This is a genomic window from Kitasatospora sp. NPDC048545 (assembly GCF_040651155.1).
Classification (GTDB): domain Bacteria; phylum Actinomycetota; class Actinomycetes; order Streptomycetales; family Streptomycetaceae; genus Kitasatospora.
The window spans coordinates 8,944-11,123 of sequence record NZ_JBEZIQ010000112.1; the positions used below are offsets into that span (position 1 = coordinate 8,944).

General features: G+C 70.4%; 2 protein-coding genes and 3 pseudogenes. All 5 read left to right on the forward strand.

All coding sequences use genetic code 11. From position 1 onward, the window contains the following. Positions 1-255, forward strand: a pseudogene (locus AB0D10_RS45235) (hypothetical protein); the annotation flags it as partial. A 188-nt stretch (positions 256-443) separates the two neighbouring features. Beyond that, positions 444-575: a DUF6126 family protein gene (locus tag AB0D10_RS45240; protein WP_360268641.1), complete on the forward strand. Its 132-nt coding sequence runs from the start codon at positions 444-446 to the stop codon at positions 573-575. Positions 576-883: 308 nt separating this feature from the next. Next, a pseudogene (locus AB0D10_RS45245) lies at positions 884-1,036 on the forward strand (DUF5959 family protein); the annotation flags it as partial. 16 nt (positions 1,037-1,052) lie between these two features. Further along, a complete protein-coding gene (locus tag AB0D10_RS45250; protein ID WP_360268644.1) occupies positions 1,053-1,502 on the forward strand; it encodes a DUF5959 family protein in 450 nt (149 codons plus the stop codon). Positions 1,503-1,504: 2 nt separating this feature from the next. Further along, positions 1,505-1,669 (forward strand): annotated as a pseudogene (locus AB0D10_RS45255) (helix-turn-helix domain-containing protein); the annotation flags it as partial. Positions 1,670-2,180: the final 511 nt, after the last annotated feature.

The window sequence follows — 2,180 nt, forward strand, 5'->3', positions numbered from 1 at the left end:
CGCGCCACCCTGGCGATCGTCGTGGCCGAGGACCACCTCACGATCGCACTGCGCGACGACGACCCCCGTGTCCCCGTACTCCCCGCCCCCGGAGCCCCGCCGCCGAGCACCGCGTCCGGACCCAGCAGGGGCCTTGCCGTCATCGCGGACCTGGCCGCGGACTTCGGCGGCCGCCTCACCGCCACCCCCGACCAGTCAGGGCCCGGCAAGACGATCAGCGTCCTGCTCCCACACTCCCCACCGCACCGCCCGTAGGAGGCCCGCTTGCACATCGGGATCACCCCCTACGACGACCACGGAAGACCCCAGCCGCCCCTCGAAGCCGACGCGGCACGGCTGCGAGAACACCTTGCCCGCGCGGCAGCCACCGGCCGGCGCCTGTCCATCCGCCCCCGGCCCCGGCCGACGCCCACCCACTCACCCACCCACGCACAGGAGCACCGATGAGCTCGGCCAACAACGATGAGAGGAAGCGACGCAAGGCCATGCTGGTCCGTGCCTCGATCTACATCGCCGGAACGCACCTGTTCGCCGGCTTCGTGATCCTGCTCTTCGCGCTCGGCAGCCGCCACTGACCACACCCCGCCTCGCCGGCAGAGCCGTTCGGCCACTGCCCGCCCACCACGCCACGCGCTGCCGCAGGCGGGCACCGCGCGCCCCGCAACAGGCCGCGGCGAGCGTCGACCCGGCCGTGCGGGAGCTGATCAACCCCAAGGCGCGCGACGCCAACCACGTCGCCGCACACTGGAAGGAAGCGCTGAACCAGTTCTCGCTCGTCTTCGAGGACCGGCTCAGCATCCAATGAACGCAGGGGACTTACACGAAGTCCCGCTGTCTCTCTCCGTGTGCTGGAGCGACCAGCCCCAAGCAGCGACTTCCTCGACTGCGAGTTCGTCGTGTCGACCGGGACCATCAACGGCAGCTTTCCGTCGGCATCACGTCCGATGACCCGGACCAGTGGGAGGAAGCCCTGGACAGGCTGGCCGGCAATCGGTTCGTCTCGTGGCTGAACTCCGGCCGGACGGTCCAGCTCGGGGTCAAGCCGTTGGCGTTTGGAGCGATCGGAGTGTCGCTTCAGGGACGCTCAGTCCTCGCAGGTGACGGTCAGCCTGCCTCTCTCGCCGTCGGCCGGCTGGATCGAGGACCAGCGCATGCGCCTCGGTCATGTGCGGCGGGCGTTTGTGGAGGGCTCACAGTCCCGGGGCCGTGTTCGAAGGACACTGCCAGATGGCGGCGCTCTCCGAACCCCTGGCCCCAGACAGTCGTCAGCCGACGGCTTGAGCGGCGACCTGGCCTTCCCGTTCCCCGGTGGCGACCTCCGGTACGTGCGCCGCAGCGACCACCAGCAACGGCCTGCACCGGATGGAGTACCTCTCCCCGTTCCACTGGTACCTGGGAGGCGAGCCGCTGCGCAACGGTGTCCAGTGGAGCCACTGCGCACTACTGGCCGGGGTCGGCCTGTGCTTCGCCGCGATCGGGGTCCGGGGTTTCAGCCGCCGTGACATGGCTGCTGCACCAGGGCAGGCGGGACGAGGTGGCGGCGGCGTTGTTCGTCCATCCGCAGACAGTCCGGTACCGGATGTCGCAGCTGCGGGAGCTGTTTGCGGATCTCGCCTCGCCACACCGGGTCCTTGAACTGACCCTGGCGGTGGGTCTTCGGGGCAGCTGACGCGTACCTCGACCGTCCACGACCTCACTCTTCCCGCCCACGACGTCCTGGTCGCGCTCGAGGTCACCGCGCCGGACACCCACGAGGCCGACACCGTGCGCAGGCCCGCGATGTACGCCGCCGCCGGCATCCCGCACTGCTGGCGTCTCGAACTCGAACCTGTCCCACGCCTGCACCTCGGGGACGGCCCTCCATCGACAGGACCGTCCAGGCCCGCGAGAGCACTGCGCTCACCGACCCGTTCCCCTCGACCTCGCCCGGCGAGACTGCGCCGGTAGCGACGTTCGGTTGCCTTGCGCCGTTGTTGCGCCGTGCCCGGTGGCGGCCGCTCGTCGACCGCAGAGGGCACGCCCTCCTGGGGTACCAGCCGGGTGGAAGTGTCCGGCGAACGTCGGGTCAACGTCGTGGTCGCGGGTGTCCGGCGGAGGTGAGGATGAGCCCGACCAGGACGTCGTGGGCGGGAAGAGTGAGGTCGTGGACGGTCGAGGTACGCGTCAGCTGCCCCGAAGAC